Genomic DNA, 25,213 nt, shown 5'->3' on the forward strand with positions numbered 1-25,213 from the left:
GAAAGTTGCAAACATTGGATATCATTGCTAATATCTTTTGAGTGAGTGACGCAAAACAGCTCACTTACATATGTGATATGATTAAAGGCGGTAAGGAGTGATTTGAATGGCCATTCGCTATCCAAACGGACGAAAATATACACCTACGCAAGCACAACAAAAAAGTGCTGCTAATCGAGCAGCTGATGAACATGCGAAAAATAAGCAGACATTTAGCAATCGTGGGAAAATGTTAGAAGATGATATTGATGAAGCTAATGCATTTTATTTAGCACGCGGCCTAGCAGTGATTCATAAGAAACCTGTCCCGGTACAAATCGTCAAAGTATCGTATCCGTCACGTAGTGCAGCTGTCATTCAAGAAGCTTATTTTAGAACCCCTTCCACGACAGATTACAACGGTGTCTACAAAGGACATTACATCGACTTCGATGCAAAGGAAACGAAAAATAAAACATCTTTTCCACTACAAAATGTTCATGCGCACCAAGTAACGCACATGCGTGCAGCAACTGCACAACATGGAGTTTGTTTTCTACTTGTCTGTTTTTCAACATTATCACGCCATTTCATTTTGCCATTTCACGTGTTAGACGAAGCGTGGCAAGCAATGGAAGACGGGTCGAGAAAGTCGATTCCTCTGAGCGTGTTTGAAGAACGAGCAATTGAAATAACTGAGGGCTACGCACCGCGGCTTGATTATTTAAAAGCGGTCGATCAATTACTATCTAACTAGATAGCTGAAAGAGAGGGATTTCTGTGGACGAAAAAGAGAATATGTCACGGATGAACAAACGTAAATCGCAAAGTACGAAAGCGAAGCGTCCAGCAGCAAAAGAAGGACAGCAAAAAACAAAAGGACCTAAAAAACCGAACAAGCCGTTATTAAAACGTATCTTAATCGGTATCGCGTCAGTGTTTATTGTGCTCTTCTTACTAGGTGGCGCTGCTTTTGCATACTTAGCCTTTACATCTCCTGACCTCAATGAGGACACATTAAAAGATCCTGTTTCTTCTAAATTCTATGATAAAAACGGCAAAGAGTTTTATTCAATGGGCAATGAAGAACGGGAAAATGTTAAATATGAAAATATACCACAACAAATGCAAGATGCGATTTTATCAGCAGAGGATGCCCGTTTCTACGAGCACCACGGTATTGACTTCTGGCGTTTAGGTGGCGCTGTCGTTGCGAACGTACGTGACGGCTTCGGTGCACAAGGGGCATCAACATTAACACAACAAGTTATTAAAAACTCATTCTTCGATAATAAGAAAACGTTAAAACGTAAAGTACAAGAAGCATATTTATCAATGCAACTTGAACGCGAATATTCAAAAGATGAAATTTTTGAAATGTACTTTAACAAAGTATTAATGTCAGGCCGTATTTACGGCTTTGGCACAGCTTCTGAATTTTTCTACGGTAAAGATTTAAAAGACTTATCATTAGACGAGATGGCAGTTTTAGCGGGTATGCCTCAAGCACCGAACGGCTACAACCCATTTAAAAATCCAGAACGTGCTGAAAAACGTCGTAACGTCGTTTTACGTTTAATGTATAACAATAAAAAAATTACAAAAGAAGAAATGGAAAAAGCACAAAAAGTCGATATTAAAACGGGCTTACTTCCTGAAAGCAAACGTCAAGCAGCAGCAAAAACAAAATACGATGCTTACATTGATGTCGTATTAAAAGAACTTGCTGAAAATGGCGATGAAAAAGCGCTTGAAGAAGGTATTAGCGTTTATACAAACTTAGATGTAACTGCACAAGAAGCAGTTGAAACGGCATTAAATAACGATGCAAACTTCGTTGGCCGTACAGCGAAAGAAATTCAAGCGGGTATGGCAGTAGTCGATACAGAAACAGGTGCTTTAGCAGCTGTTGGTGGTAGTCGTAACTACGGTCAAGAACGCGGTTTAAACTTAGCATCAAGTAAACACCAACCAGGTTCAACGATGAAACCGTTAATCGATTACGGTCCAGTCATTGAAAACCACCATTGGTCTACAGGCACGATGATTAGTGACTCACCAATCAAATATACAGGTACGAATCAAACTGTAACGAACGTTGATAATACGTACTTAGGTAATATGACGATTCGTGAAGCGTTATATCGTTCACGTAACACACCAGCAATTAAAACGTTCCGTGAAGTCGGCGCATCAAAGGCGAAAAAATTCTTAGGTAAAGTCGGCATTAAACCTGAAAAAGCACTTGTCGAATCAGAAGCAATCGGTGGCGGTAACTTAACCGTATCTCCTATCCAAATGGCTGCTTCTTATGCCGCATTCGGTAATAACGGTATTTATTCAGATGCACATGCTGTGAAAAAAATCGTTTACCGTGATGGTAAAACATCTAAATCGTATACACCAGATCCGAAAGATGCGATGTCCGATTCAACGGCTTACATGGTAACGGATATGCTACGTGATGTCGTTAGCTCAAAATCAGGCGCTACTGGTACAGCAGCGAATGTATATGGCTTAGATATCGCTGGTAAATCAGGTACGACAAACTTTAGTGCAGATGTAAAAGCGAAATTAGGGTTACCAAATGAAACAGCACCAGATAGCTGGTTCGTCGGTTACTCTACGAAATATTCAATCGCAACATGGTCTGGTGACCCTGCGCGTAAAACAGGTTTAAAAACGTTAACAGAAAAACATATTCCACAAACATTATTTAAAGAAGTTATGACAAAAGTTTCTGCCGGTAAAGATACACCTGGATTCGAAAAACCAGATTCAGTTGTAGAAGGTGGCAATGGCGAATTATACGTGAAAGGTGAAACAGCTACAGCACCAACACAATCAATTACGACACCATCTACACAACCGAAAGAAGAACAAAAAACAGAAACAGAACAACCAGCAACAACTGAACCGGAAACAACTGAACCAGAAACGACAGAGCCTGAAACGACTGAACCGGAAACGACAGAGCCTGAAACAACTGAACCAGAGCAACCGGCAACAGATAACAGTGGTACGCAAAATCAAGGCGGTACTCAAAACCAAGGTGGTACTCAAAACCAAGGCGGTACTCAAAACCAAGGTGGCACTCAAAACCAAGGTGGTACTCAAAACCAAGGCGGTACTCAAAACCAAGGTGGTACTCAAAACCAAGGTGGTACAACGCCATCTACCCCACCGGAACAACCAACTGATCCAGGCAACACACAAGATCAAGGTAGTACGCAAGACCAAGGTACGACAACACCTCCTGTAGAAAACGACGCGTCGAATAGCGGCGGTGAAACAGAAGCACATACTTCTGGCGTTCGACCAGAGGACGAAGCACCTGAAACTGGTGAACAATAAATAAACCGTTAAAAGGCTAGGGAAATGTATCCCTAGCCTTTTTTTGTACAATAAAAGGACGCAGCGATATGCGTCCTTTTTACATTATGATTTTTTTAAACGAAGGCGCGCACAACGCTTTTTCGTTTCGATAAACAATTCATCTAATTGGCGATAACAAGCATATTGACCTGGACGCATTTTAACGAATTGTAGACGTTCATTACCGTTAATCGGTAACAATTCGTATTGTGCATGTAAATCGAATGGTGCTGTCGTATCAGAAGCTTGTTGGACAAATTGCTCGTAATGTTGAATTGCTTCTTCCATTAACGTTTTAGCAGCTTTGTCGCGTTGGCTATGCGCTTCGTGAATGCGAGCTTCTTGCGCTTGCCATTCGCTAAACCAAGCATCCACCGCTTCTTTTGAAATCGCTTCTTTTTTTACTGCTATCATCTTGTGACAAGTCCTTTCTTCATACGCTTTTGCCCTTCTCGACAATCGTCAAACAATGGGCATGTGTCACATTGTGGACGTTGCGCTTTGCAATGATAACGCCCGAAGAAAATCATTTGATGATGCGCCTTATTCCAACGCTCAATCGGCGTTTTGCGCATAATCGTCTGTTCCACTTCTAAAACACTATCTTTCCAGCGGCATAGGCCTAGACGTTTCGTAATGCGTTCTACGTGTGTATCAACGGCCATTGCCGGCACGTTGAATGCAACAGATAGCACGACATTCGCCGTTTTACGCCCTACACCAGGTAGCGTCACTAGTTCTTCACGTTCTGCTGGAATTTCTCCACCGTATACTTCTAATAAACGGGCACAAAGCTTTTGAATATTTTTCGCTTTACTACGGAATAAACCGATAGAACGAATATCATTTTCTAATTCCTCAAGTGGTACTGCTAAATAATCTTCTGGGGTTTTATATTTTTGAAACAACGTTGCCGTTACTTTGTTGACGAGCGCATCTGTACATTGCGCTGACAATAATGTTGCAATCGTCAGTTCAAATGGATTGTCATGCACAAGTTCACAATGTGCATCGGGAAACATTTCATCCATCGTATCTAAACAGTGCATCCATTGCTTAATCGTTAACATGCTAATCCCCCTCTTCGTCTAGCCAATTGTAAAACGGTGCACGTGTTACAGGCTTTTTTAGTTCTGGTTGTTGCTGTTGTAATTGTTGTTTTAAGTTATGGTCACGGAAATTTTGCGTATAACGATCGGCTTCTTCTACCGTTTTAATATTATTTTTCTTCCAATCAAATAAAATGCGGTCAATGTAGCGCATCGTCACTTTTTGTGCAAGTACCGCTTCCATTAATGCTTTACGGATTAGTAGTGGGCTATGATGATCTTGATCTAACCACATCGCTATTGTTTCCGCTTCCATTGGTGATAGCAGTCGTCCGAATTCTTGTTCAAATAGGCGGAATAATTCTCCTTCGGCAAATTCTACTTCTCGTTCTGCTACTTGTTGTTTTTCCGCTGTCGCACAATCGAGTAAGCGTACCCAAAGCGGCATTAAATTAATTTGTTCGTACAATACGCCATCTGAAATATTTTGAACGATTTCGATATATCCGTTTTGCATTAAACGTTGCATCGCTGCAGAAATCGCGTCCGCTGATAAATGCATCCGTTCTGCAATATTTGTCGGTGTTGGAAATAGTTCGCCTTCGTCATGAAATGCTTGTAAGTGCATAATGAGCATGGCATCACTATCTGAAATTAAGAGCTCTTTGTAATATTGAAAAAAGAGCTGTGAAATCGTCACATTTCCACGCTCAATCCAAGTTTGGAGCCTTTTTTGTTGTTCGTTCACGTGCGACTCCCCCAATACAAAATAATGGTGTCTTTTAAGACGTTCATTGCCCATTATAACACTACTCATACGTCGTTTGCTACAAAGTTAAACGAAACAAAAAAGAGCTACAGTATATACTGTAGCCCTACTGACTGTTGTAACTTTTCTTGCCCGGTCTGGTGGGCAAGCATAGAGATGGTCTGAAGATCTCGTGTACTTGCTTACCTGACTATGGGTAAATGCGGTTTAATAAACGTGGGAATGGAATTGTTTCACGTACGTGTTCAGCGCCTGTAATCCAAGCAACTGTACGTTCTAAACCTAAGCCAAAGCCTGAGTGAGGAACTGAACCGAATTCACGAAGTTGTAAGTACCAAGCGTAAGCTTCTGGGTCTAAACCGTGTGCTTCGATTTGTTCTTTCATTAATTTATAATCCCAAATACGTTCAGAACCACCGATAATTTCACCATAACCTTCTGGTGCGATTAAGTCTGCGCAAAGCACGACATCATCACGGTCTGGGTGCGGTTGCATATAGAATGGTTTGATACCTTTAGGGTAGCAAGTGATGAATACTGGTAAATCGAAGTGGTTTGCAATTGCTGTTTCGTGTGGTGCACCGAAGTCATCGCCCCATTCGATATCGTCAAATCCTTCTTTGTGTAAGAATTCGATCGCATCATCATAAGAAATACGTGGGAATGGCGCTTTTACTTTTTCAAGTTTTGATGTGTCACGGCCAAGAACTTCAAGCTCTAATTTACAGTTTTTCAATACAGATTGAACAACGTGTGATACGTATTGTTCTTGTACTTCAAGTGATTCATCATGTTCTACGAATGCCATTTCAGGTTCGATCATCCAGAACTCGATTAAGTGGCGACGTGTTTTAGATTTTTCCGCACGGAATGTTGGACCGAATGAGAATACTTTACCAAGTGCCATTGCAGCAGCTTCCATGTAAAGTTGACCTGATTGAGATAGGTATGCATCTTGGTCGAAATATTTTGTGTGGAATAATTCTGATGTACCTTCAGGCGCAGAACCTGTAAGGATTGGTGGATCGACTTTTTTGAAGCCGTTGTCGTTGAAGAATTCGTAAGTAGCACGAATAATTTCATTACGTACGACCATATTTGCGTGTTGTTTTTTAGAACGTAACCATAAGTGGCGGTTGTCCATTAAAAATTCAACACCGTGTTCTTTTGGTGTGATTGGGTAATCATGTGATTCAGAAATCACTTCGATACCTGATACTTGTAATTCATAACCGAATGAAGAACGTTCGTCTTTCGTTACTTCACCTGTTACGTACATTGATGTTTCTTGGTGAAGGCCTTTTGCAGTGGCAAATACGTCTTCGTCGTTCGCTTTCACAACGACACCTTGTACGAAGCCTGAACCATCACGTAATTGTAAGAAAGCGATTTTACCGCTTGAGCGTTTGTTAAATAACCAAGCGCCAATTGTTACTGTTTCACCGACATGTTTTGGCATGTCTGAAATCATAATTTTTGTCATAGTATCCTCCATTACAGCGATTTGCTATATTGTATTTTCATTACCATTATATACAAAGTAATAGAAAAAGACATAATTTTTTCTGTTTTAAACTACAAATCAGTAATTCGTTTCCACCACTTACCTGAAGTGTAAGTAATATAAACGTAATTTAATTTGTCATCTTTTGATTTATACGTGATTTCCCATACAGCTCCTGGCTTCTCTAAACCGAGCTTCGTATGTAACACACGTTTCATATCTGGATCTTTTTCTTTGGCAATCTCAACCGCTTTTTCTGCTGTGATGCCATCTTTCATTTTTAATACGAGTCCTTTATCGTCGACTGCATTTTGTAAAACGAAGATTGCTTTTTTATTGTTCTTGCTATCTTTACCAATGACTGTGACATAACTAGCACTACCATTATACACATAAGACTGATCAATTGTTTTCAGCTGCTTATTGTTGATGACAGCATTCTCTGCCTGATGCTCTATGCTACGGAAAGGTGAATAAGCACTCCATCCGATCATCGTAACAATTACGAGCGCGAGGCATACGAAGAAGATGGCTAAGAACTTTAACCAGTTTTTCATGTTATCACCTTACACCTTTGAGTTGTACGAACCTTTTCATACGTTAATTATTATACCAATGTTCTAATTGTAACACCATATCCTCAAGTGGAACTTTTTCAACTGGCACGTTCGGTAACGCTTCTAAAAATTGATGACCGTACGATTTCGTATCAATGCGACGATCTAAAATAATAAATGCGCCTTTATCATGTGATGAACGAATTAAACGGCCGAATCCTTGCTTAAAGCGAATGATTGCTTCTGGTAACGACAATTTATAAAACGAATTGACACCACGCGCTTGTAGTGCATCTGCTTTCGCTTTAAAAACTGGTTCATCTGGTGACGTAAACGGTAAACGTACGACGATGACAGCGGATAGTGCATCACCTGGTACGTCTACACCTTCCCAAAATGAATTCGTCCCGAATAACACAGAGTGCTCAAATTTTTGGAACATTTTTAAGAGCTTCATACGACTACCTGATGATACACCTTGTGCAAACAACATAAAGTGTTCAAGTTGCTCAGTTTCTTGAATTAAGAGCACCGTTTTTTTCAACATTTCTTGTGACGTAAACAATACGAAACAACGACCATTTGTCGCCAATACCGTTTCAACGATCGCTCGTGCGACGTGCTCAATATAAATCATTTGTGGCACGCCTTTAATATCGGGCATATCGTCGACGATGTAGACGTTCGCACCTTCATAATAAGACGCTGGCGCTTGGAATTGATAAAGTGGTACGGCCGGGTCTACACCTAGTTGATTCGCAATAAAACGTGTATTTTCAGGCGCTGTTAACGTACCTGACGCCCAAACAATGCCCATTTTGCCGCGGAATTGATCGAAGACGTTCATGACGGTACGTTTAATGCTAATCGGCTTTTTCACAATTTGAATACTGCCTGGCAAACTACGTGCATCTAGTTCAAGCCATACCGTTTCACTCCGTTTTTGTCGACCGAAAAGCGTATGCCATTCCGTCTGTTTCACTGCTAGACAATCGAGCCAATATTGCCAGTCATCTAACTTCGCACGAGCAGATGGCGCTAGTTCATCCATTTGTTTTAAATAGCTCGTCGTTAATTGTGCTGCAGCTGTTAAAAAGCGCTCAATATGTTGACTCACTTGACGAATGAAAGGTTGCTCAAGTCCTACTTCTTCCCAAGAAAATGTATATTTCATGGAACGTGTCACACCTGTTGGCACATTTAAATAGCGCGTCATTTGTTTCACGGCACGTTCGAATGAAACGAGCATATCTCGATAATGTTGTTGGATCGCTTGCAGTTGGCGCATCGGTGTACGATGATCTTGTAACATACGTTCAAACCATTCGTGCTCAAGCGACTTTTGTGACATCGACCCGAACTGGCCAAATACATATTTCCAGTCGCGATACGTGAACACCGTTTCTTCACGTACCATTGCCGCTTGTACCATTTGATGCGCCTCATCAATAATCCAACCTTCAATATTGTCTAAAATTGGCTCAGCGCGCTGTAAGTCAGCAACGACCATCGCATGATTTGTCACGATAATATCCGCTTCTTTACAACGATCCATCGCTGCTAAATAAAAATCGAAAGCACCTTTTCGACGCGTATCTTTCGTCGTATCACTACGACGTACTTTTTCTAAAAATAAGTGACCGCCACCCGTTAAATTGAGTTCTGCTAAATCACCTGTCTCCGTTTCAGCAAGCCACGTAATAAACTGCATTTTAGCAAAATTTTCATCGTAAGAATCATCATAATCTGCTGCCATATCACTAAAGCGGTCTAAATCGATATAATGTTTCATGCCTTTTAAAACAGCGATATTTGCTTCCATACCAAGTACCGCTTCTGCTTTCGGTAACTCTTCTAATAGCAACTGTTCTTGTAAATAAGACGTATACGTACTAATCGCGACTTTCCCGTCATGACGCGCGGCATAAATCATTGCAGGAATTAAATATGCCAACGTTTTGCCGATTCCTGTTGAGGCTTCCATTAACACTTCTTGACGGTCGTTTAGCGATTTCCATACGCTATCCATCATACGAAATTGACCTTCACGAATATCGAATTGTTCAAACTGCGCTTCAAATAACGCCGTTTTCGCTTCTAATGATTGTGGATAGCTACATTTTTTCTTCGGTTTCGCTACATACGGCGTTTGTTGCTTCAGCGTAATGCCTCTATACGTGCGATAACCTTCTTGTTTTGTCGTCATTTGTCTCTTTTGCTTAATGACATCGAAAATGAGCGCTGACATATCCGTTTTTGCTTTAAACGAACGTTTATGTAAATGCTCTAACACATTGAGTGGCAAGCGCATCATTTTGTCATAACATGCTTTTAATAAATATGCGGTTGCGAGTGCATCGTCATCTGCTCGGTGTGCTTTCGTATGCAAAATGCCTAGCTCTAGCGCTAAATCTTGCAGCTTGTAGCTATACGATGTTGGGAACAAAATTTTTGCCAGTTCTACCGTATCCATCGATTTCCCTTGCCATTTCGGCAAGCCACAACGCGCAAATTCAGATTGTAAAAATGGCAAATCAAAATCGATATTATGTGCAACAAAAATCGTACCTTGTAATTTTTCATAGACGTCATATGCAATCTGTTGGAATGTTTTTGACTGTGCAACATCCGCATTTGAAATGTCCGTTAAATCTTCAATAAATAGCGGAATTTTTTGCTCTGGATTGACGAATGTCGTATACGTATCTACGACTTGCCAATCTTTCATGAAAACGATCGCAATTTGAATAATACGATCCCCTTGTTTTGAAGAATGTCCAGTTGTCTCTAAGTCGACAACGGCATACGTTTGACTTTCCATATTTACTTCACACTTTCCGTTCATAATATACAAAGATTTTATCACATATCGTTCGGCTCCACCTAATACAAAAAGAGAACCGACCGATGTCAGTTCTCTTCCATTAGTTTTCTAACGTAATATCGGCAGAATATACGCCTTTTATTTCACCGTTATCGAGACGGATTTTTAGTACGCCATCATCGGTTAATTCAATCGCTTCACCGACAAATATATCGCGCGTCGTCGTCGCACGCACACGATTGCCAAGCGTACAAGAATACGCTTCCCACTCGCGTTTAATATTTAAAAAGCCTTCTTGCACATATATCGCACTATATTGTTCTAAATAATATAAAATACGTGCAACGAGCTCAGCGCGGTCGACTTGTTGACCAGAAGCAATTTTAAGCGATGTAGCAATCGTTTGAATGTCTTCACTAAAATCTGTTTGTGCATGGTTCGCATTAATGCCAATTCCCATAATAAGCGCATTAACACCGTCTGGGTCTGCTTGCATTTCTGTTAAAATACCTGTGCACTTTAATCCGTTGATTAATAAATCATTCGGCCATTTAATTGCTGGACGAACGTTCGTCATATCTTCAATGGCACGCGCAACAGCGACAGCTGCAACGAGTGTAAATTGTGGCGCTTTATGCGTTGGCACATCTGGACGTAAAATGACACTCATCCAAATGCCTTTCCCTTTTTCAGAATGCCAAGGACGCATCATACGTCCACGACCGAGCGTTTGTGCTTCACAGATGACGAGCGTCCCTTCAGGAGCACCTTCTTGCGCCAATTTATGGGCGACCGGCTGTGTTGAATCTAACACTTCTTCATAATGTACGACGTGACCAAAATGCGTCGTTTGAAGGGCTGCTTGAATTTTTGCAGGATCGAGTACGTCAGGTGCTTGCTTTAAAATATAGCCTTTTTTATGCACGGTTTCGATATCGTATCCTTCTTCTTTCAACTGCTGCATATGCTTCCAAATGGCCGTACGTGAAATTGCAAGCTCTGTTGCAATTTGTTGTCCTGATAACGGCGCACCTTCTGCACATTGCAGTCGTTTTAATATTTCATATTTAACGTTGCCACTCATCGTTGAACCATCCCTTTATTTGTTGTTCATCATTTTCCAACTGTCCACTCACAATAAGCGTTAATAATGCATCTAACGCCTCCGCAAGCCACGGACCGCCTTTTTGACCGCGCCACTGTAGTAAATGTTTACCTGTGACGACAATCTCCCCTTTATGTTGAATCGGCAAAGCAGCTTTACGGCGTCGTAGTACATCGATATCGATTGTCTCACCGCTAACGTGATTATAAATGTGTACCGCTGCTTGCCAAACATCTTCATCAAAATTAAATAGTGTACGTGCATCAAGCGGACGTTTTAACGCTTCGATTGCTGCTAACACTTGTTTAATAAATTGCTTTTCTTTATTTGCGCCACGATATTTCGTAATGAGCGCTTCATCTTGTTCTAAGTAGCTAAACATCGCCCAACCAGTTAACGTGTGCGTTGTATGGAACTGTTGAAGCTTGTCAATTTGTTGGAATGTCCCTGGTAAATAAGTAGCAAGCCCTGTATCGACTAACAATTGAAACGCTTTATACGGATGCTGACTACGAACGATTTGGTCAAACTCAGATTTAATACGTTCAATCGCAATATATTGCAAATCACTCGCACACGTTTTAATCGCTGCTAACGTATTTGCTTCTACTTCAAAATGCAATTTCGCACTAAAGCGAACAGCACGTAACATTCGTAACGCATCTTCACGAAAACGTTCTTCAGGGTTGCCGACAGCGCGAACGATTTTCGCTGCTAAATCTGCTTTCCCACCGAATAAATCAACAATCTCTTGCTTCGAACGTAATGCCATCGCATTAATTGTAAAATCGCGCCGTTTTAAATCTTCCGCTAAATTCGTAACGAAATCGACTTTATCTGGGCGGCGGTGATCGGCATATTCACCTTCTGTCCGAAATGTCGTCACTTCAATTGGCTCACCTGCATCTAATACGAGAATCGTGCCATGCTCAATGCCAATATCTACTGTCTTTTTAAAGACCCGCTTCGTTTCCTCAGGCAAGGCGCTCGTCGCAACGTCAACGTCATGTACCGGTAATCCTAATAGCGTATCACGTACAGCACCACCAACGATAACCGCATCATATCCTGCAGCTTGAAGTTGATCAATGACCGCAAACGCTGCATCAAATTGAATCGTTGTCATGTCTTGCCACCTTTTCATACAATGCTTCATATTGTGCGACAATTTTTTCAGCACGGAATTGTTCATTCGCATGACGTTCAGCCGCTTCACTAAATGCTCGTAACTTTTCTTCATCTTGCAGCAATGCAATCGCCTTTTCAGCTGCTGCATCTGTATCACCTAATTCAACGATATAACCATTTACTCCTTCAACAATAACTTCTGGTATACCACCAATACGTGTACCAATTCCTGGTACGCCACAAGCCATCGCTTCAAGTAATACAAGTCCGAACGCTTCTTTTTCAGACATGAGTAATTTTAAATCACTAATTGAATAAAGCTCTGCTAAGTTTTCTTGACGTCCGAGGAATAAAATATCATCGGTGTAATCACTTGCTTTCGCTTGTTTCATAACTTCATGTTTTTCCGGACCGTCACCGACTAATAATAGTTTTGATGGCACTTCTTTTCGCACTTTTAAAAATGTCTCGACGATATCTGGTACGTGCTTCACTTTACGGAAGTTTGACACGTGAATGAGCACTTTTTCGTTCGGTTGAATGCCAAAACCTGTGCGAAGTTCTAAGTTATCGCGTTTATAATATTCGCGTTCATCGATAAAGTTGTAAATCGTTTCAATCGGTTTTGTCGTATCGATTAAATCGTACGTTTGCTGTTTAAGTGAATTCGATACCGCTGTAACGATATCTGATTTATCGATGCCATATTTAATCGCTGTTTGTAACAGCGTATCTTCTCCGAGCACCGTAATATCTGTACCGTGAAGCGTCGTCACAATACCGATATCCGTTCCACTCATATCGCGCGCTAATACAGCACATACTGCATGCGGAATCGCATAATGCATATGCAATACGTCTAAACGTTGTTCGTTGACAACGTCTGCAATTTTACTTGCAAGCGCTAAATCGTATGGTGGGTATTGGAATACCGAATAGTTATTGACTTCTACTTCGTGGAAAAAGATATTTGGATATACTTTATTTAAGCGAAACGGCATACTTGATGTAATAAAGTGAATTTCATGTCCACGCTCCGCTAACATTTTGCCAAGCTCTGTTGCCATCACACCAGAGCCACCAACTGTCGGATAGCACGTAATCCCTATTTTTAATTTTCTCATCCGACCTGTCCTTTCTTATTTACAGTCATACTAAAGGTGTAGCCACCTCTAGCTACACCTTTACAATATCATATTATTTTGTTTGTGAGGCACTGCGGCGCTCAGCTAATAAGCGCCAATCGATAAATCCTTCTTGTAGTCCTTTTAAGAGCACCTCAGCTGTACCCATGTTTGTAGCAAGCGGTACTTGATAAACGTCGCATAGACGCATTAACGCTGAAATGTCTGGCTCATGAGGTTGCGCTGTTAATGGATCACGGAAAAATAGCACTAAATCCATATCATTTACGGCAATCATCGCACCGATTTGTTGGTCGCCACCGAGTGGGCCTGAACGGAAACGTGTAATCGTTAACTCCGTTGCATCCATAATGCGTAATCCTGTCGTACCTGTCGCGTATAACTCATGATCTTTTAAAATACTTTCATAGGCAACTGAAAATTGGACGATATCATCCTTTTTCTTATCGTGCGCAATCAAAGCGATTTTCATGAAAAGAACTCCCTACTATAATAAATTTTCTAAACCGTACACTAATTCATCGAGTGCGGTTACTTTTTCAATACATAATTTCACACCTGACATAAATGAACCGCGATTGTATGAATCGTGACGAATCGTTAGCATTTGACCTTCGCCACCAAATAGTACTTCTTGGTGTGCGACTAACCCTTGTAAACGTACACTATGAATACGCATGCCATCGATGTCGCCACCGCGTGCACCTTGAATCGTTTCATGTTCTTCTGGGTGACCTTGTTTATGCGCTGGGCGGTTTTGGGCAATTAATTGCGCCGTTTTGACACCGGTACCAGATGGTGCATCTAATTTTTGGTCGTGATGCAACTCGATAATTTCAACATCTGGCATATATTTCGCTGCCTCTGCTGCAAATTTCATCATTAATACAGCACCGATAGCAAAGTTCGGCGCGATAATAGCACCTGTGCCGTTTGCTTTTGCAAGGTCTGTTACTTCTTGTAACTGTTCATCTGTAAAGCCCGTCGTACCAATTACGGGACGTACGTTGTGTTGCAATAACGTTTTCGTATGTGTATATACCGCTTTTGGCGTCGTTAAATCTACAAATACTTCGGGTGTTGCTGTCGTAATGAGCGCTTCTAAATCTGTGAAGACCGGCACATCATATTGTTCTGGAAAATCTGTATATGCTGTTAAATTTTCCGCAATTTCTTTATGATCTAATACGGCTACAAGTTCCATATTATCTGCTTTCATTACTGTATGTACAGCTTCTTTCCCCATTTTGCCACGTGGGCCTGCAATTGCTACGCGAATCGTCATTCTGTCATTCCTCCAATGTGTATGTATACCCCTTGTTTTAGAACATAAATCGTTCAGCGATTAAGGTTGTCAATTACGTCGAAATCGACGATAATAGAAACCTATGAGCCACATGATGTGGCTTACCCATAGTGTACCAAAATTTCTCATAGTCGTGTATGACTTGGCAGAAAAATCATTTTTGAGGAGGTCATGGCTTGAAACTTAAAAATATTTTATTCATTATGTTAGGTGCGGCGCTTTATTCATTCGGTCTCGTTAATTTCAATATGGAAAACGAGCTCGGTGAAGGTGGAATCACCGGCGTAACGTTAATTTTATACTTCGTCTTTAAACTCGATCCAGCAATTATGAATATTATTTTGAACATTCCAATGTTTATTATTGGTTGGAAAATTCTCGGTCGTCGCTCGTTCGTTTACACATTAGTCGGCACAATTTCTGTTTCAGTATTCATCAAAGTGTTCCAAAACATAAACTTCCATATCGACTTACATGACGATATGTTACTTGTGACATTACTAGCAGGTGCATTTTTAGGTGGCGGTCTCGGTATTGTATTCCGCTACGGTGGCACGACGGGCGGTGCTGATATTATCGCGCGTGTCGTGCATAAATATTTCGGCTGGTCGATGGGCAAAACGATGCTCTTAATCGATGCCATCGTTATTACGTTATCGATGCTCACTTATTTAAATGCCCGTACGACGATTTATACGCTCGTGTTCGTATTCGTTTGTGCAAAAGTAATCGACTTCGTACAAGAAGGGGCCTACGCCGCACGTGGTGCCTTTATTATCTCTTCTGAATATGAAGCGATTTCTGCCAAAATTGCGAAACAATTAGACCGTGGTGTTACGTTGTTACATGGCAATGGCTATTATACACGTGAAGAAAAACGTGTCATTTATTGTGTCGTTTCTAAAAACGAATTGTTCAAGCTTAAATCGATTGTCAACGGCATCGATCCACATGCCTTTATGACAATTTCAGAAGTCCATGATGTAGCCGGTGAAGGATTTACATTAGACGACAAAAAACAACCAATTGAACGCTAATTACTATATTTCTAAAGCATTGCGCAAAAGCAATGCTTTTATTGTATACAAAAAAGGTGAGCCGCATTTGCGACTCACCTTTTGCTTTATATATCGCTATGATTAGCGGAATGTACCGTAACCAACGATACGCTTGTTCCAGTAACCATCGTAAAGGTTAGAATATTTTACTTGTTTGCCTGCAGCGTGAAGTAATTTATTATTACCTGCATACAGTGCTACGTGAGATACACCTCTACCAGATGTGTTGAAGAATACTAAATCGCCTACTTGTAAGTTAGCTTTAGAGATCTTTTTAGAAGCCGAGTATTGTGCAGCTGATGTACGTGGTAATGATTTACCTAGTGCATTTCTATAAACGTAGCTTGTGAAACCTGAGCAGTCAAAGCCAGATGGTGTTGTACCACCCCATACGTAGCGTACGCCTAAGAAACGTGCACCGTAAGAAATTGCAGAGCTTACTGAACTTGTTGTGCTTGATACTTTTTGTACAGCTGCTTTAGAAGTAGCGAAGTATTTCGCATTCATCCAACCTGATTTACCTGAAGCAGTACCGTAGTACCAAGTTGTACCGTTTACGACTGTTTTTTTCGATACGTTTACTTGCTTACCATTTTTTAATGTTTGTACTTTTGCTGAAGTTGCGCTTGCTGATTTACGCATATTTAATGTACCGTCTGAAGATGATACGAATAATTTTGCTTTGTAAGCTGTTACTGATGCCGCTTGTGCTGTTGTTGGTTGTGCTGAAAGTGTTGTTGTCGTTGCGACACCTGTGAAGCCTACCGTTAATGCTAATGCTAATGAAGATAAAGTTTTTGTAAATGTCATAATGTATTTGTTCTCCGTTTCATGTTTCGTTTAGTTGATTTATATAATAATGTTGTTATGTTTAAATTTTAGTTTGTGTTGCTTTTCACAAGTACTACTTTACACAATCAACAATACGATAAGAGAACAAAACGATTACAGAAATGTAACAAAAACAAGACATTCTATGACAAAAAATGATATTTAATTGATTATGAAAACGCCAAAAAAACAAAAAAACACCAATTTCTAATAGAAATCGGTGTTTTTCGACTTAATCTTCGTTATTATTGCCGCCCATACCTGTGTACATCAGAATTAAACGTAATAATTCCATGACAGCAGTGGCAGCAGCAGCAACGTAAGTCATTGCAGCAGCTGTTAATACTTTGCGCGCATGTGGCTCTTCTTGATTGTTAATAATGCCAAGCTCTACGATTTGATTCATCGCTCGCTTCGAAGCATCAAACTCAACCGGTAATGTGACAACTTGGAATAACACACCAATCGCTAATAAGACAATACCGATTAGCATCAGTGGCTGCCAAGAAGCAATCGCACCGATCATAATAAAGATCCATGACGCATTTGACGAAATGTTCGCCGCTGGTACAAGTTTTGAGCGTACTGTTAAAAATGTGTACGCTTCTTTATGTTGGATCGCATGACCGACTTCGTGCGCTGCAACAGCGGTACCCGCTACTGAAGCGTAGTCGTAATTGTCCGCAGATAAGCGAACGACGCGATCTGTTGGATCGTAGTGATCAGAAAGCACACCTTCGACACGTTCAACACGAACATCTTCTAAACCGTTCATGTCTAAAATGCGGCGCGCAACTTGTGCACCACTCATGTTCGAAGTCGACTGAACTTGTGCATACTTTTTGTAAGTTGACATAACTTTTCGCTGTGCATAGAGCGGTAAAAGCATTAGCACTGCGAAATAAATGATCATCATCACGATAGACACGCTTTACATTCCTCCCATAGTTTCATATCTCTATTGTATAAGGCTGAACAACTATTTCGCAAATGAAAGCCTTCTTTTATAGACATAAAATGCGCATAGAATGCAAGCAATAGATAACCAAAATGTAAAGTAACCAATTTCATTCATATATTTGTTTAGCATGCTATAAATTGGCATTTGACCGAATACATAATCAATGATTTCATTATGAACAACAATGATGGCTGTCACGATAATATGTACAGGTTTGAAATCATACTTCGGAATATAAAGCACTGCTTGTACAGCCATTAAAAAGTGGCTTGCAATAAGCATATATGCCGTGATATCTACATTGCCGTCTAATTCGACAATTGCTAACCCATTCATCGCTACCGCCCATAAGCCGTACTTTAAATTTGAAACGAGTGCGAGCGCTTCGAACAAGCGAAAATGTTTGTTGAACAGCCAGCCGATAATGGCAAAGCAAAAGAATAATGTCGCTGTCGGGCTATCCGGAACGAAAATCCAAAAAATAGGCGCTGTCCGTTCTAGCTGCCAACCATACCAAATGTAACCGTAAATTGTTCCTCCTATATTAATAAGTAATAAAAGTATTAAAAACCATTTTGCAAATAAAATTTGTTGAATACGTTGCATAAGTCACCTTCCTTCCTTTGATTATATTGGATATGCGCACATTAAAAAAGAGTACTGGCCATTTTTACCAGTACTCTTTTTTTATCGTTGTTCATTTAATTGTTTCAGTTGGGCAGATAATGTTAAAAATGTTTCTTTGTCGCCCGCGTCTAATGCTACGTCAATGTCTGCGAGTAATTTTTGTTGTTGGAACTCATACATACTTTTTTGTAACATACTTTGTGCCACTTTTTTATCTTCAGAAGAAATTTGCATATAAGATGGGATGTATGGATTTTCTTCTACCACGACTAAATACAAATCGGTCGGTGGTTGTTTCGGGAAATTCAGTTGAATATAAATATCTTTTTCGATGTTCATTCGTAAATCATGAAATGACTTTTCTGGATCTGCTGTCATAATATTACCTTTATAAAATCGGAACGGAATACCGCTCGATTCTGTCGTGGACATTACAATTGCACGTGGACAGTAATGTGCATCTTCTACAAAATGCACGCGACTTAGTAATTCTTCATGACCGACAATATAATTTAAAATCCATACACATTCACGACGTTTGAGATCAAAACGTTTTAAAAACCAGCGTACGAATGTTTTCTTATCTTTGTTTGAAACCGATGTTTCCATCTATTTATCACTTCCTCAGATTATTGTTCATCAAAACGAGTCAGTAAGTCTAGCCATTCTTGCGTTTCGGGCTGTAGGTTGTGTAATTTTGTAGCGACTTCTTTCGCTTGCGCATGTTGTCCATCTTCAATTAAGAAGTAAACATATTTCTCTAAGAAAGCGGCATCTTCATCATGATCTGCATAAGCACTTGCGTAATATTTACGTGCTTTGTCATATTCCTCTAAGCGATCATATGCTTCAGCAGCGAATGCTGATAGTGTAGACCATTCAAAGTCATCATGTTGAAGTCCTTCAATAATTTCAATTGTTTCTTCATCACGTTCGTCGTGAGACAGCATTGACACAAGTGCCAATACAGCTTCCATATATTCAGGATCCAGCGCAATCGCTTGACGTAAAAATTGTTCTGCTTCTTCTGGTAAGCTATTTTTGATCGCCATTTTCCCTGCAAATAAGTACAATTCTTTATCGTACTCATCTCTTGTAATACCCTCTTTAATGACTTCTAATGCCTTTTTATTATTTTCTTGCATTGCATAACTTTGCGCAAGTAATAAGTATCCGGCGAAGTAATCTGGGTCAAATACTTTTAAGTCTTCTAAATAACGAATCGCTTGTTCAAATTGCTCTGCTTGGAATGCCGCATACGCTGCTCCGAACAGTAAGTCAGCAGACGTTGTATCTTTTAAAGCATGTTGATAATAATGAAGCGCTTCTTCATAAGAACCACCTTGACGGTGAACATCTGCTAGGCGCTCAATAATACGTACACCGGCAATTTCTTTATCTGTTTCATACAGTTCTTCGTATAAACGAGCCGCTTCTGATAAACGTCCCATTTCCATCATTAGCTCTGCTTTCGCAAACAATAATAATGGTTCTGTCGGTAATAAATCCATCGCATGATTAATATGACGTTCTGCGACTTCATATAAACCTTGCATTTGATAATAATCAGCAAGTGCTAGCAATGCTTGTGGATATTCTTCAGCATCTGCTGATACATCCATTAACAATTCTAACGCTTCATCTTCTTGGTCTAATTCCATCAGTACGGTCGCACGGTCAATTTTTAGTTGTGCTTCCTCTGGGAATAAATAAACTAAATGCGCATAAATTTCATCCGCTTGTTTCATATAGCCAAAGTTCATTAAGTAATCAGCCATTTCATATTGCTCATTTGCATCTGCTGATACTAACAAATCTTCAATTGCGTGTTTTAATGCGTGTAAATCGCCATTTTGAATAGCGTCAATAACGGGTTGTTGCGTGTTCATAATAACTCACCTGATTCTACGAATTTTGTCATTTATTAATCGTACATGAGGTCGGACGTTTTCACAAGAAAAATGCCCAAAAAAGCATTGCATCATGCGAGTTTGCGCGTAATGCAATGCTTTTATCATTAGTATAATTTTTGTAAATCGTCAAAGAATGTTGGATAAGAGACTGCAATACAATCTGCATCATCTAATTCAACTGCACCATCGGTAATAAGTGCAGCGACCGCGCCCATCATTCCGATACGGTGATCGCCGTATGTACGAAGACTTGCACCATGTAATGGTGTTGGCCCTTCAATAATCATACCGTCATCCGTAGCTGTAATGTTGGCTCCTAATTTTGTTAGTTCCGCAACGACCGCATCAATACGGTTCGTTTCTTTTACTTTCAATTCTTCAGCATCTTTAATGATCGTTTGACCGTTCGCTTGCGTTGCAAGAAGCGCAATAATCGGAATTTCATCAATTAGACGTGGAATGACAGCACCACCGATTGTCGTTGCTTGTAATGATGATGTTTTCACAACGATTGTGCCCGTCGGTTCAGCTGCTGCTTCATCGTCTACCGTAATCGTCATATTGGCACCCATCGCTTCAAGCGCTTCGATAATCCCTGTACGCGTCGGATTTAACCCAACGTTATGCAATGTAATTTCACTCTCTTTTGCAAGTGCACCAGCTACTAGGAAAAAGGCTGCTGATGAAATATCGCCTGGTACAGAGACGTGCGTTGCAGATAGCTTTTGACCACCTTTAAACGTAATGACGCCATCTTCTGATGTAATAGTTGCACCGAATTGGCGAAGCATACGTTCTGTATGGTCACGAGATGGTTCATCTTCACGTACGATTGTCGTACCATCTGCATTTAAAGCTGCTAATAAAATAGCTGATTTTACTTGTGCACTTGCAACAGGCATTTTGTAATCAATCGGTGTTAACGTTTTCCCTTTCACAGCAAGCGGTGTATATTGACCATCTGAACGTCCTGTAATGTGCGCGTCCATTTCACGTAATGGATTAATGACGCGTTTCATTGGACGTTTACCGATTGATGCATCGCCGTTTAATACAGCGTGTACTTTTGAACCTGCAAGTAACCCTAACATCAAGCGTGTCGTCGTGCCAGAATTACCTGTATATAAAATGTCTGTTGGCTCTTGCCAAGCATCCATGCCATCACTTTTAATCGTGACGTTCGTATCATTTAACGTAATATCGACGCCTAATTTACGGAAACAATCAATCGTACTTAAACAATCATCTCCTAATAAAAAGCCATCGATCGTCGTCGTACCTTTCGCAATCGCACCGAACATAATCGAACGGTGAGAAATAGATTTATCTCCTGGTACTGTAATTGTTCCCTTCAAAGAAGGCTTTTGAAATTGTAACGTTTTTGACGTCATAGAAAAGTCCTCCTTTACTACGCAATATAATATTCATACGGACTGCGTGATTCGATACACGCGGCCGCACGTTTACGATCTTCTTCATCCGTAAAGCTTACGACTAAAATCCCGAACACATCTTCACGTGTTTCAACGATTCGAATGTTCGTAATGCTAATACGTTCTTGTGCAAGAAGTGCCGTCACTTCTGCAATGCTACCAGGGTGGTCAGGAACATCGATATATAAGTCGAATGTCGAGAACATCGCACCTTGTGTCAGTGGTAGTTCATCACGGAAATGTTTCGCTTCTGCAAAAAATGCTGTTAACTCCGCTTCGTCGTCGCGCTCTAAAATCGTTTCTACACGACGCATTTCAGCTTGCCAGCGATGAAGTTGTTCTAAAATATGCTTTTTGTTTTGCTGCAAAATATCGCTCCACATTTGTGGGTTAGAGGCGGCGATTCGCGTCATATCTCGGAAACCACCAGCCGCTAATTGTTTTGTCAGCTGATTTTGTTCATTTTCTTCTGATAATTGATGAACGAGTGATGCCGCTACAATATGTGGAAAATGCGACACAATCGATGTCATATGATCGTGCTCTTCCGCATCAACGACCATCAACTTGGCGTTCGTAAGCTTTAACAGTTCACGCAGTTGTGCAACTTTTTTGTCTGACTCTTGTGCTAGTGGCGTTAACATATAATATGCATTTTCAAACAAAATCGGTTTCGCCGCAAGTACCCCACTTTTATGCGAGCCTGCCATCGGATGTCCGCCGATAAATGAAATGCCTCGTGCTGCTAACTCTTCTGCCTTTTGCATAATGAGCCCTTTCGTACTGCCCGTATCAGAAATAATAATATTTGGTGGTAACTCCCAATCTTTCAATTGCTCCATCCAGTGCAATGTGGCATTGACTGGTGTCGCAAAAATACAAACATCAACATAACGAATCGCTTGCTGTAGATCATTGGTCGTTTCATGAACGACCCCTAACACTTTTGCACTTTGAAGCGTATCTGGATTTTCATCATAACCGATCACCCAATTTTGCGGTGATTTTTGTAGAGCGAGTGCGACAGAGCCGCCAATGAGTCCGAGCCCTACGATCAGAACGGTTTGTCTCAAGCAAGTACGCCTTTTGTTGCTAAAATGTCTTCAAGTTGTGCAAGTAAGCCAGCGTTTTGTTCTTCCGTACCGATTGTGACACGTAAATAGTTTGGTACACCTAATGCAGCACCGCTACGAACGATATAACCGCGAGACATTAATTCTTGGAATACTTCATTACTGTCTGCTTTAATTTCGAATAAGATGAAGTTTGTATCACTTGGGTAGTAATCTAAACCGTGACGTTCACAAAATGCTACGTATTGTTTTTTGCCGGCTTTATTGACAGCGCGACATTTTTCAATGTAATCTTGGTCACTTAGTGCGATTGGCACGATTACTTGTGATAACACTGTGTTATTGAATGGTGCGCGTACAGGATCTAATTTACGTACGAGTGCTTCTTGACCGATCGCATAACCGACACGGAATGCTGCTAAGCCGTAAGCTTTTGAGAACGTACGCATTAATAATAAGTTTGGATATTGTTTATAAAGTGGTAATGTATCTGGATAATTTGGATCTGTTACGTATTCGATATATGCTTCATCAAGTACGACTAATACATCTGCTGGTAATTTTGCTAAGAAGTTTTCAATAGCTGAACGGTTCGTCACGCCACCTGTTGGATTGTTCGGGCTGCAAATCCATACGACTGATGTGTTGTCATCTACTTGTGCTAGCATTGCATCTAAATCATGTTCGCGTTTATCGTTTAGCGGTACTTCGCGTACTTCTGCGCCTTCGATTTGTGCGTTTAATTTATATTGTGAGAATGTTGGTTTTGCCATGACTGTGTTTGTGCCAGGTCCTAATAATGAACGTGAAATAATGCTAATGATTTCATCTGAGCCATTCCCGAATAATAAATCGCGTTCTGGTACACCTGCATGTTCGGCAACAGCTGTACGCATATTTTGTGCGTAGCCGTCTGGATAAATCGCAAAGTTGAAGTCTGTTTCTTTTAAAAATGCGTTTACTTTTGGTGAACAACCTAGTGGGTTTTCATTTGATGCTAATTTTGTAATTTCTTCTAGACCGAATTCACGTTTTACCGCATCAATTGGTTTACCTGGTTCATAAGCTTTTAATCCTTTAACAGTTTCTTTCCATTTCATCCTAAATCGCCTCTTTATAAAAAATGTTTATTTCACTAAATCTGGTCGTAATTTAATGGCATCATTTAAATAAATGTGCTGAATATCTTTTTGTGCCACTTCTGTTTCAACGTTTACCATTAAACGGATACATAGTGGCAATGCTCCTTCAACATTCATCTCATGCATGCACATAACTGGCACGTAATCCCAGCCTTCATATGTACGGACAGCTTTTGCTGGAAAAGCGCTCGTAATGTCCGGTGTTGTTGTCGCAATAACCGATGATACTTGTGATGGTTCAATATTGTTTGCTTCAATAATTGCGGTTAATAATGTTGTCGTTTCAGCTAATACAGCTGTCGCCTCATCTTCTTGAACGGTAATCGCTCCTCGAATCCCTCGAATCATTTCCCAACCTCCTGTAATAACTTGCGCAAGCGCGTATCCGCTTCTCGTGCTTCATCGGCTGAAATTTCTTGTACGAAAGGTGCTCCGACTTCATCGAGCAATACGAACTGTAACTTGCCATACTCCACTTTTTTATCTTTCATCATATAGTTCAGTAACGTTTCAAATGTAAAGTTCGATACTGCTTCAAATGGATACTCACTGCGCAATGCAAATGCTAGTACTTCTTTCGTAAAGTCATGTGATAGTTGGCTATATTTTTCACCGATCAATAACGCATAAACGATACCGATCATGACAGCCTCACCGTGTGCGACTTTCCCGAACCCAGAAGCTGCTTCAATCGCATGGCCATAAGTATGACCGAAATTTAAAAACTTACGTACGGAATGTTCTTCCTCATCGCGTGCAACGATATCCGCTTTTACGCGAATGCCTTTTTCAAGTTGTTCAGCAAGTGCTGTACCTTCAAAGTCATAAACAGTATGTTGTAATAATGAATCTAGCCACTGACGATTCGAAATAAATGCATGTTTCACCGTTTCCGCCATACCAGAACGTACTTCACGTTTCGGTAATGTTTCTAAAAAGCGGATATCGTAAATGACCGCTTCTGGTTGATAAAATGCACCGATCATATTTTTACCGAGTGGATGGTTAATCGCTGTTTTACCACCGACAGCTGAATCATGCGCTAAAATCGTCGTCGGAATTTGTACGAACGGTACACCACGCATAAACGTCGCAGCAACGTATCCTGTTAAGTCGCCTACTGCACCGCCACCAAATGCGAAAATCATCGTTTTACGCGTCGCTTTTTGTTCTAACAAAAATGTTTGTACAGCATAATAATTTTCAAATGTCTTACACGCTTCTCCTGCGGGCATGACATGTACGGTAAACGGATACGGAAATGCTTTCGTAAACGTTTCTTCGTGCAATTGCCAAACGTTTTCATCGGTTAAGACGATTAATTTATCCGCTTTTTGAATGATTGGATCAATCGATTGTATATCAGCAGTTAAATTATGATCGCCGATACGTACTTCGTATTGATGAGAAGGTGTTTCAACAGGAATGTTCATG

At 40.5% G+C, this 25,213-nt stretch carries 24 protein-coding genes; 3 read left to right on the forward strand and 21 right to left on the reverse strand.

The window, feature by feature from the left end:
• Nucleotides 1-106 precede the first annotated feature (106 nt).
• Complete coding sequence (recU, locus tag KMHG_RS01045; protein ID WP_010286077.1) at nucleotides 107-736, forward strand: Holliday junction resolvase RecU; 630 nt, start codon at nucleotides 107-109, stop codon at nucleotides 734-736.
• A 50-nt stretch (nucleotides 737-786) separates the two neighbouring features.
• On the forward strand, nucleotides 787-3,333 hold the full coding sequence (locus KMHG_RS01050) for a transglycosylase domain-containing protein (RefSeq protein WP_238984657.1): 2,547 nt from the start codon (nucleotides 787-789) through the stop codon (nucleotides 3,331-3,333).
• A gap of 84 nt (nucleotides 3,334-3,417) precedes the next feature.
• On the opposite strand, the gene KMHG_RS01055 is transcribed toward KMHG_RS01050, so the two are convergent.
• From KMHG_RS01055 to dapB, 11 genes are all read right to left on the reverse strand, one after another.
• Entirely contained in the window at nucleotides 3,418-3,768 is a 351-nt protein-coding gene (locus KMHG_RS01055; protein ID WP_010286079.1) for a YpoC family protein, read from the reverse strand.
• Entirely contained in the window at nucleotides 3,765-4,424 is a 660-nt protein-coding gene (nth, locus tag KMHG_RS01060) for an endonuclease III (RefSeq protein ID WP_010286080.1), read from the reverse strand. The genes KMHG_RS01055 and nth overlap by 4 nt, the downstream gene beginning before the upstream one ends.
• A gap of 1 nt (nucleotide 4,425) precedes the next feature.
• Nucleotides 4,426-5,151 (reverse strand): DnaD domain-containing protein, encoded by a 726-nt coding sequence (locus tag KMHG_RS01065; RefSeq protein ID WP_010286081.1) that lies wholly within the window; start codon nucleotides 5,149-5,151, stop codon nucleotides 4,426-4,428.
• Nucleotides 5,152-5,362: 211 nt separating this feature from the next.
• Nucleotides 5,363-6,655 carry an asparagine--tRNA ligase gene (asnS, locus tag KMHG_RS01070; RefSeq protein WP_010286082.1) on the reverse strand — a complete coding sequence of 431 codons (1,293 nt, stop codon included), beginning with the start codon at nucleotides 6,653-6,655 and terminating at the stop codon, nucleotides 5,363-5,365.
• A 92-nt stretch (nucleotides 6,656-6,747) separates the two neighbouring features.
• Nucleotides 6,748-7,233: a cell wall elongation regulator TseB-like domain-containing protein gene (locus KMHG_RS01075; RefSeq protein ID WP_010286085.1), complete on the reverse strand. Its 486-nt coding sequence runs from the start codon at nucleotides 7,231-7,233 to the stop codon at nucleotides 6,748-6,750.
• A 43-nt stretch (nucleotides 7,234-7,276) separates the two neighbouring features.
• Nucleotides 7,277-10,054, reverse strand: a complete 2,778-nt coding sequence (gene dinG / locus KMHG_RS01080) for an ATP-dependent DNA helicase DinG (protein WP_010286088.1) — start codon at nucleotides 10,052-10,054, stop codon at nucleotides 7,277-7,279.
• Nucleotides 10,055-10,157: 103 nt separating this feature from the next.
• On the reverse strand, nucleotides 10,158-11,141 hold the full coding sequence (locus tag KMHG_RS01085) for a biotin--[acetyl-CoA-carboxylase] ligase (RefSeq protein WP_010286090.1): 984 nt from the start codon (nucleotides 11,139-11,141) through the stop codon (nucleotides 10,158-10,160).
• Entirely contained in the window at nucleotides 11,125-12,288 is a 1,164-nt protein-coding gene (locus KMHG_RS01090) for a CCA tRNA nucleotidyltransferase (protein ID WP_010286091.1), read from the reverse strand. Before KMHG_RS01090 ends, KMHG_RS01085 begins: the two co-directional genes overlap by 17 nt.
• Nucleotides 12,269-13,414, reverse strand: coding sequence for an N-acetyl-alpha-D-glucosaminyl L-malate synthase BshA (gene bshA, locus KMHG_RS01095; protein WP_026021961.1), 1,146 nt, complete (start codon nucleotides 13,412-13,414; stop codon nucleotides 12,269-12,271). Before bshA ends, KMHG_RS01090 begins: the two co-directional genes overlap by 20 nt.
• Before the next feature lie 73 nt (nucleotides 13,415-13,487).
• Nucleotides 13,488-13,907: a methylglyoxal synthase gene (gene mgsA, locus KMHG_RS01100; protein WP_010286093.1), complete on the reverse strand. Its 420-nt coding sequence runs from the start codon at nucleotides 13,905-13,907 to the stop codon at nucleotides 13,488-13,490.
• Nucleotides 13,908-13,922: 15 nt separating this feature from the next.
• Nucleotides 13,923-14,720 carry a 4-hydroxy-tetrahydrodipicolinate reductase gene (dapB, locus tag KMHG_RS01105; protein WP_010286094.1) on the reverse strand — a complete coding sequence of 266 codons (798 nt, stop codon included), beginning with the start codon at nucleotides 14,718-14,720 and terminating at the stop codon, nucleotides 13,923-13,925.
• 197 nt (nucleotides 14,721-14,917) lie between these two features.
• On the opposite strand from dapB, the gene KMHG_RS01110 reads away from it, so the two are divergent.
• Nucleotides 14,918-15,778: a YitT family protein gene (locus KMHG_RS01110; RefSeq protein WP_010286096.1), complete on the forward strand. Its 861-nt coding sequence runs from the start codon at nucleotides 14,918-14,920 to the stop codon at nucleotides 15,776-15,778.
• Between the two features lie 102 nt (nucleotides 15,779-15,880).
• Here the strand turns inward: KMHG_RS01110 and KMHG_RS01115 are convergent, their stop codons facing one another.
• The 10 genes from KMHG_RS01115 to aroB all read right to left on the reverse strand — a co-directional run bounded on the left by KMHG_RS01115 (nucleotide 15,881) and on the right by aroB (nucleotide 25,212).
• Nucleotides 15,881-16,609 (reverse strand): C40 family peptidase, encoded by a 729-nt coding sequence (locus KMHG_RS01115; protein WP_010286098.1) that lies wholly within the window; start codon nucleotides 16,607-16,609, stop codon nucleotides 15,881-15,883.
• Nucleotides 16,610-16,862: 253 nt separating this feature from the next.
• A complete protein-coding gene (locus KMHG_RS01120) occupies nucleotides 16,863-17,552 on the reverse strand; it encodes a zinc metallopeptidase (protein WP_026021962.1) in 690 nt (229 codons plus the stop codon).
• Between the two features lie 57 nt (nucleotides 17,553-17,609).
• The gene (gene lhaT / locus KMHG_RS01125; protein WP_010286102.1) at nucleotides 17,610-18,197 is read right to left on the reverse strand and encodes a lipoprotein heptaprenylglyceryl N-acetyltransferase LhaT; all 588 of its coding nucleotides are present in this window, start codon (nucleotides 18,195-18,197) and stop codon (nucleotides 17,610-17,612) included.
• Nucleotides 18,198-18,278: 81 nt separating this feature from the next.
• Nucleotides 18,279-18,827 carry a ReoY family proteolytic degradation factor gene (locus tag KMHG_RS01130; protein ID WP_010286103.1) on the reverse strand — a complete coding sequence of 183 codons (549 nt, stop codon included), beginning with the start codon at nucleotides 18,825-18,827 and terminating at the stop codon, nucleotides 18,279-18,281.
• A 20-nt stretch (nucleotides 18,828-18,847) separates the two neighbouring features.
• On the reverse strand, nucleotides 18,848-20,107 hold the full coding sequence (locus KMHG_RS01135) for a tetratricopeptide repeat protein (protein ID WP_010286104.1): 1,260 nt from the start codon (nucleotides 20,105-20,107) through the stop codon (nucleotides 18,848-18,850).
• A 128-nt stretch (nucleotides 20,108-20,235) separates the two neighbouring features.
• The gene (aroA, locus tag KMHG_RS01140) at nucleotides 20,236-21,522 is read right to left on the reverse strand and encodes a 3-phosphoshikimate 1-carboxyvinyltransferase (RefSeq protein ID WP_010286105.1); all 1,287 of its coding nucleotides are present in this window, start codon (nucleotides 21,520-21,522) and stop codon (nucleotides 20,236-20,238) included.
• Between the two features lie 17 nt (nucleotides 21,523-21,539).
• Nucleotides 21,540-22,637 (reverse strand): prephenate dehydrogenase, encoded by a 1,098-nt coding sequence (locus tag KMHG_RS01145; protein WP_010286108.1) that lies wholly within the window; start codon nucleotides 22,635-22,637, stop codon nucleotides 21,540-21,542.
• The gene (gene hisC / locus KMHG_RS01150) at nucleotides 22,634-23,737 is read right to left on the reverse strand and encodes a histidinol-phosphate transaminase (RefSeq protein WP_010286112.1); all 1,104 of its coding nucleotides are present in this window, start codon (nucleotides 23,735-23,737) and stop codon (nucleotides 22,634-22,636) included. The genes KMHG_RS01145 and hisC overlap by 4 nt, the downstream gene beginning before the upstream one ends.
• 27 nt (nucleotides 23,738-23,764) lie before the next feature.
• Nucleotides 23,765-24,127 carry a chorismate mutase gene (gene aroH / locus KMHG_RS01155; protein WP_010286113.1) on the reverse strand — a complete coding sequence of 121 codons (363 nt, stop codon included), beginning with the start codon at nucleotides 24,125-24,127 and terminating at the stop codon, nucleotides 23,765-23,767.
• Complete coding sequence (gene aroB, locus KMHG_RS01160) at nucleotides 24,124-25,212, reverse strand: 3-dehydroquinate synthase (protein ID WP_010286115.1); 1,089 nt, start codon at nucleotides 25,210-25,212, stop codon at nucleotides 24,124-24,126. The genes aroH and aroB overlap by 4 nt, the downstream gene beginning before the upstream one ends.
• Between the last annotated feature and the right edge of the window lies 1 nt (nucleotide 25,213).

The organism is Kurthia massiliensis, from assembly GCF_000285555.1.
Taxonomy (GTDB): Bacteria; Bacillota; Bacilli; order Bacillales_A; family Planococcaceae; genus Kurthia; species Kurthia massiliensis.

What these genes read in the sequence shown, in the direction of transcription:
- recU (WP_010286077.1), top strand. Translation starts at nt 107, where the DNA reads ATGGCCATTCGCTATCCAAACGGACGAAAATATACACCTACGCAAGCA.
- KMHG_RS01050 (WP_238984657.1), top strand. Translation starts at nt 787, where the DNA reads ATGAACAAACGTAAATCGCAAAGTACGAAAGCGAAGCGTCCAGCAGCA.
- KMHG_RS01055 (WP_010286079.1), bottom strand. Translation starts at nt 3,768, where the DNA reads ATGATAGCAGTAAAAAAAGAAGCGATTTCAAAAGAAGCGGTGGATGCT.
- nth (WP_010286080.1), bottom strand. Translation starts at nt 4,424, where the DNA reads ATGTTAACGATTAAGCAATGGATGCACTGTTTAGATACGATGGATGAA.
- asnS (WP_010286082.1), bottom strand. Translation starts at nt 6,655, where the DNA reads ATGACAAAAATTATGATTTCAGACATGCCAAAACATGTCGGTGAAACA.
- KMHG_RS01075 (WP_010286085.1), bottom strand. Translation starts at nt 7,233, where the DNA reads ATGAAAAACTGGTTAAAGTTCTTAGCCATCTTCTTCGTATGCCTCGCG.
- dinG (WP_010286088.1), bottom strand. Translation starts at nt 10,054, where the DNA reads ATGGAAAGTCAAACGTATGCCGTTGTCGACTTAGAGACAACTGGACAT.
- KMHG_RS01085 (WP_010286090.1), bottom strand. Translation starts at nt 11,141, where the DNA reads ATGAGTGGCAACGTTAAATATGAAATATTAAAACGACTGCAATGTGCA.
- KMHG_RS01090 (WP_010286091.1), bottom strand. Translation starts at nt 12,288, where the DNA reads ATGACAACGATTCAATTTGATGCAGCGTTTGCGGTCATTGATCAACTT.
- bshA (WP_026021961.1), bottom strand. Translation starts at nt 13,414, where the DNA reads ATGAGAAAATTAAAAATAGGGATTACGTGCTATCCGACAGTTGGTGGC.
- mgsA (WP_010286093.1), bottom strand. Translation starts at nt 13,907, where the DNA reads ATGAAAATCGCTTTGATTGCGCACGATAAGAAAAAGGATGATATCGTC.
- dapB (WP_010286094.1), bottom strand. Translation starts at nt 14,720, where the DNA reads ATGACGATTCGCGTAGCAATTGCAGGCCCACGTGGCAAAATGGGGAAA.
- KMHG_RS01115 (WP_010286098.1), bottom strand. Translation starts at nt 16,609, where the DNA reads ATGACATTTACAAAAACTTTATCTTCATTAGCATTAGCATTAACGGTA.
- lhaT (WP_010286102.1), bottom strand. Translation starts at nt 18,197, where the DNA reads ATGCAACGTATTCAACAAATTTTATTTGCAAAATGGTTTTTAATACTT.
- KMHG_RS01130 (WP_010286103.1), bottom strand. Translation starts at nt 18,827, where the DNA reads ATGGAAACATCGGTTTCAAACAAAGATAAGAAAACATTCGTACGCTGG.
- KMHG_RS01135 (WP_010286104.1), bottom strand. Translation starts at nt 20,107, where the DNA reads ATGAACACGCAACAACCCGTTATTGACGCTATTCAAAATGGCGATTTA.
- aroA (WP_010286105.1), bottom strand. Translation starts at nt 21,522, where the DNA reads ATGACGTCAAAAACGTTACAATTTCAAAAGCCTTCTTTGAAGGGAACA.
- hisC (WP_010286112.1), bottom strand. Translation starts at nt 23,737, where the DNA reads ATGAAATGGAAAGAAACTGTTAAAGGATTAAAAGCTTATGAACCAGGT.
- aroH (WP_010286113.1), bottom strand. Translation starts at nt 24,127, where the DNA reads ATGATTCGAGGGATTCGAGGAGCGATTACCGTTCAAGAAGATGAGGCG.
- aroB (WP_010286115.1), bottom strand. Translation starts at nt 25,212, where the DNA reads ATGAACATTCCTGTTGAAACACCTTCTCATCAATACGAAGTACGTATC.